Raw genomic sequence first — 644 nt, 5'->3', positions numbered from 1 at the left:
ACCGTGCCGGTCGCCGGGTTGTAGGTCGAGCCGCCGCCGAGTGCTGCGGCGGTGCTGTTGCCGAGGTTGTTGGTGACGGTGGTGACCGAGCTCAGGCCGGTGGACAGCGAGCTGATGCCGGTCGAGGTCGACGTGGACAGCGATGCGATCGAGCTGGTGGCCGTCGAGATACCCGTCGACGCCGATGTGGACAGCGAGGCGACGGAACTGTTGGTCGAGCTAAGGCCAGTGGACAACGAGGTGACACCGCTTTGCGCGGTGCTGATGCCGGTCGAAGCGGACGTGGACAGCGAGCTGATGCCGGTCGAAGTCGAGGTGGACAGCGAGGCGATCGAACTGGTGGCCGTCGAAATACCGGTCGACGTGGACGTCGAGAGCGACGCGACGGCGCTGTTGGTCGAGCTGAGGCCAGTGGACAACGAGGTAACACCGCTTTGCGCGGTGCTGATGCCGGTCGAAGTCGAGGTGGACAGCGAGGCGATCGAACTGGTCGCCGTCGAAATACCGGTCGACGTGGAAGTCGAGAGCGACGCGACGGCGCTGTTGGTCGAGCTGAGGCCAGTGGACAACGAGGTAACACCGCTTTGCGCGGTACTGATGCCGGTCGAAGTCGAGGTGGACAGCGAGGTGATCGAGCTGGTGGC

2 protein-coding genes are annotated in these 644 nt (G+C 64.9%); one reads left to right on the top strand and one right to left on the bottom strand.

Annotated features, from left to right (window positions below):
• Positions 1 to 236, bottom strand: a 236-nt coding sequence (locus tag HWY45_RS37245) for a hypothetical protein (RefSeq protein ID WP_279607768.1), incomplete at its 3' end; no start/stop codon positions are given.
• Positions 237 to 240: 4 nt separating this feature from the next.
• Between HWY45_RS37245 and HWY45_RS37240 the strand changes: the two genes are divergently transcribed.
• Positions 241 to 644, top strand: a 404-nt coding sequence (locus HWY45_RS37240; protein WP_279607767.1) for a hypothetical protein, incomplete at its 3' end; no start/stop codon positions are given.

The organism is Burkholderia stagnalis (assembly GCF_902830275.1).
In the GTDB taxonomy this organism is placed as follows: domain Bacteria; phylum Pseudomonadota; class Gammaproteobacteria; order Burkholderiales; family Burkholderiaceae; genus Burkholderia; species Burkholderia stagnalis.
The sequence above is the reverse complement of the archived record's forward strand: the minus strand, read 5'-3'. Positions and strand labels throughout refer to the sequence as shown.